General features: G+C 67.9%; 5 protein-coding genes. 1 reads left to right on the plus strand and 4 read right to left on the minus strand.

Going from position 1 to position 3,390, the window contains the following annotated elements; all coding sequences use genetic code 11:
- Window positions 1-670: hypothetical protein (locus tag BN4346_RS48355; protein ID WP_208863328.1), on the plus strand; the 670-nt coding region annotated here is incomplete at its 5' end.
- 155 nt (window positions 671-825) lie between these two features.
- Here BN4346_RS48355 and BN4346_RS46645 read toward each other — a convergent pair.
- The 4 genes from BN4346_RS46645 to BN4346_RS46660 form a co-directional block, all read right to left on the minus strand.
- Window positions 826-1,236: a type II toxin-antitoxin system VapC family toxin gene (locus tag BN4346_RS46645; protein WP_067977061.1), complete on the minus strand. Its 411-nt coding sequence runs from the start codon at window positions 1,234-1,236 to the stop codon at window positions 826-828.
- 2 nt (window positions 1,237-1,238) lie between these two features.
- Entirely contained in the window at window positions 1,239-1,487 is a 249-nt protein-coding gene (locus tag BN4346_RS46650; RefSeq protein ID WP_067977062.1) for a FitA-like ribbon-helix-helix domain-containing protein, read from the minus strand.
- A 252-nt stretch (window positions 1,488-1,739) separates the two neighbouring features.
- Complete coding sequence (gene lipE / locus BN4346_RS46655; protein ID WP_067977063.1) at window positions 1,740-2,975, minus strand: lipase LipE; 1,236 nt, start codon at window positions 2,973-2,975, stop codon at window positions 1,740-1,742.
- A 26-nt stretch (window positions 2,976-3,001) separates the two neighbouring features.
- On the minus strand, window positions 3,002-3,390 hold a 389-nt coding region (locus BN4346_RS46660), incomplete at its 5' end, for an acyl-CoA thioesterase (RefSeq protein WP_208863329.1).

Below are 3,390 nucleotides of genomic sequence, written 5' to 3' on the forward strand. Positions count from 1 at the left end.
CTCAGGCAGCGGCAACGGTGGCATCGGTGGTGCCGGCGGCGCCGGCGGCGCTCAAAGCAACGCAAACGGAACCGCCGGTGCTGGCGGCAAGGGCGGCGCCGGCGGAGCCTCCAACAGCGGCAACGGTGGCTCCGGTGGTACCGGCGGCGCTGGTGGCGCCGGCAGCGCCGGGGCGGCTGGGACAGACGCACCATATGGGATGGGCGGTAACGGCGCCAACGGTGGTGACGGCGGGAACGGTGGGCAGGGCGGTATCGGCGGCACCTCCAACACCGGGGACGGCGGTAAGGGTGGCACCGGTGGCGCCGGTGGTAAGGGTGGCACCGGCGGCAACGGTGGTACGAGCGGCATCGCCTTGGTGGGCGCACCCCGGCCCGGCGGTGCCGGCGGCCACGGTGGGAACAGCGGTGACGGTGGCGCAGGTGGTGCCGGTGGCACCAGTACCAGCGGCACGAACGGGGTCGGAGGCAACGGCGGTGCCGGCCCGGTCGGCGGCGCGGGCGGCAGGGGCGGTGGCGGCGGAGTCAACAGCGCCGGAACTGTCGGCGCTGCGGGCGGCGCCGGTGGCATTGGCGGTAGCGGTGGTACCGGCGGTGCCCCCGCTTCAGGCGGGGTGGCCGGCACCAATGGCGCTACCGGCGCTACCGGCGTTCCCGGCCGACCGGGCTAACGCCGACAGATCGCGTATCGCGGCCGTCGGGTCCCTCACCGGACTCGGCGGCCGCGGTCGCGTTTCAGGCTGACTCGTTCACTCTGCGCCCACGGCGCAGCTCACTCGCACTTTGTCGCCTTACACGTAGATTCGACGAAAAATATTCTGGCGCCTCAATCGGTCCATGGGTTGACCAGACGGATGCCGGTCGCATCGAAGTCTCTGGTGTTGCGGGTGGCCAGCGTTGCCTGCCGAGATGCGCAGATCGCGGCGATTTGGGCATCGGCGACAGAGATAGGGCGGCCGACGGTTTCCCGGGCGATCACTATCCCTGCGTAGCTACGGGCGGCGGGTGCGTCGAAGGGCATGACCACGTCGTCGAAATCGACGAACACTCTCGCCGCGGCGGCGGTCAATTGGTCTTTGCGGCGCCCGTTCGGGAGCCGGGCGATACCGTATTCGATTTCAGCGAGGGTAACCGCCGTCGTGTGCACTTGTCCGATTGTGTTCGACCACGCGACGACCTTGTCGTGCGGTTCGCTGCGCATCAACTCCGCAACGACGTTGGTGTCGATGACGATCACGTCTATTCCGGGAACTCGGTCACCCGCGGCATCTCCGCGTGGGGCGGGATTTCCAGGTCGACACCACCGATCGCCCCAAATCGCTCCCGGATTGCTTGAGCAAGATTCGGTCGGTCATGCTCCGACTCGGCGACGGCGTGGGTGAGGATCGCCCGGACCTCGGCTTCCATGGAGCGGCCGTGCTGAGCAGCCCGCATCTTGAGTCGAGCCGCCACACGTTCGTCCAGGTCGCGCACGCTGATCGCTGCCATAAATACCACCACCTCGCTGCTAGCAATGCTAGCAATCTATTTTGCTAGCAGCATGCGAAATTGGCGCAACCCGCCTTGATGGCTCTGCGCTCAAGGCGCGCCCTACTCGCTTTCTCCGCCATAGCCATAGCAGAGTTATCAACGTGGAGTGCCGCCGCAAGAGCTCAGCCCGATTGACATAATGCAATTTGTCGCTCAGGGGCGGGCACTAGCCCACATGGTCCAGCGCGGTAACGCTTGTGGCGCCTGAGGTTAGAACCGTGGCATCTCCGCGGCGATGGTATTCATCAGCGCGGTGTAGCGCTTGGCCTCCGGGTCTTGGCCGGGCTTGCCGCTGGAGATCAACCCGGCCGAGAGCCCCCGCTCCGGGTCGGTCCAGATGGCGCAGTTGACCAGGCCCAGGTGCCCGAACGCGGCCGGCGCGTTACGGCCGAACGGCCCGAACCGCTTGGACCCCAGCATGTAACCGGTGCCCCAGCGCAGCGGTGCCAAGCCGGTGGCGACGTCCGGCCGCAAGCGGCGGCACTGGCGCACGGCACCACGCAGAGTCTCTGGCGACAGCACCCGTACCCCGTCGAGTTCTCCTCCGCGACGCCAGATCTCGGCGAACCGGGACAGTTCGAATGCGGTGGAGATGGTGTTCGACGACGGCACTACCGTGGTCAGGAAGAACGGGCTGTTGGTGACCGGGATGATCTCGTGCACCGACCGGCCGATCGCCTTGCGGAACACCGCCACCGCGGCACCGGTCGGTTGGACACCGGTGGCATGGCTGGGGGCTACCAGCGGAATGTCTTGCGGGGCAACGCCATAGTTGGTCCACCGGAAACCCAGCGGGTCGAGGATCTCGGTCGCCAGTACGTCTCGGATGTCTTTGCCGGTGGCCGCCCGCACGATCTCTCGGGTCAGCGGCCCCCAGGTCAACGCGTGGTACATGTGCATCAGCCCGGGCGGGTACACCAGCCGCAGGTTGGCCAGCTGTGCTTGGGCGTACTCGGGGTCGTCGGCGCGGTTGAGGTCCGGTTTGGGTCCGGTCGCGAACGGCACCCCGGCGCTGTGGGTCATCACGTGCCGAATGGTGGTGCGCTGTTTGCCGTGTCGGCCATAGTCGGGCAGGTAATCGCTGACGCGATCATCCAGGGAGAAGGCGCCGCGTTCGGCCAGCATGTGCATCACCGTGCTGGTGATGGCCTTGGCGGTCGAGTACACGCAGAACGGGGTGTCGACGCTCACCGGGATCAGCTCGGCATCAGCGGGATCGGAAGGACCGTTGCCCCAACCGTGCCCGATCGCCCGGTTGAGCACCACACGGCCGTTGTGCCGTAGACACAACTGGATGGCGGGGTGCAGGCCACCGGAATACCAGTGCCGGGCGGCCTGCCAGATCCGCTCCACGGCCGCCGGGTCGATACCGGAATGGTCCTCGTCGCCGATCGCGGTGACGGCGTCGAGGTCGGCGGGGATACGGACGGTGCCGTCAGGTGTCATGCCCGCCAGGTTACGTGCAGAGCGCCTCAGCGCCGCCCGGCTCCGCCCCGGCCGAAATACAGTTCCTGGGTCGCCACGCAGACCAACTGCCCCGCCCGGTTGTACATCGTCGAGGTGGTCAGGCCCCGCCCGGCGATGCCGCTGGGCGTGAACTGGTCCGAGAGCACCCAGTCCGAGAGGTCCACCGGCCGCTGAAACCACAGGGCATGGTCGATCAGGGCATTGAACGTGGCGGCCTGGTTGGTGCGCCGCATGGCCAGCGCCGCCTCGACCATCTTGGTGCCGGACAGGTAGGTCAGCAGGGCACTGTGCATCGCGGTATCGGCGGGCACCGCTTCGAGCGGCTTCCACCACATGCGCAGCCGCGGCGACGGTTCGCCCAGGTCCACGGCCAGCCGTGGCGGCGCGTCCACGT

The sequence above is a fragment of the Mycolicibacter icosiumassiliensis genome (assembly GCF_900078685.2).
GTDB lineage: Bacteria > Actinomycetota > Actinomycetes > Mycobacteriales > Mycobacteriaceae > Mycobacterium > Mycobacterium icosiumassiliensis.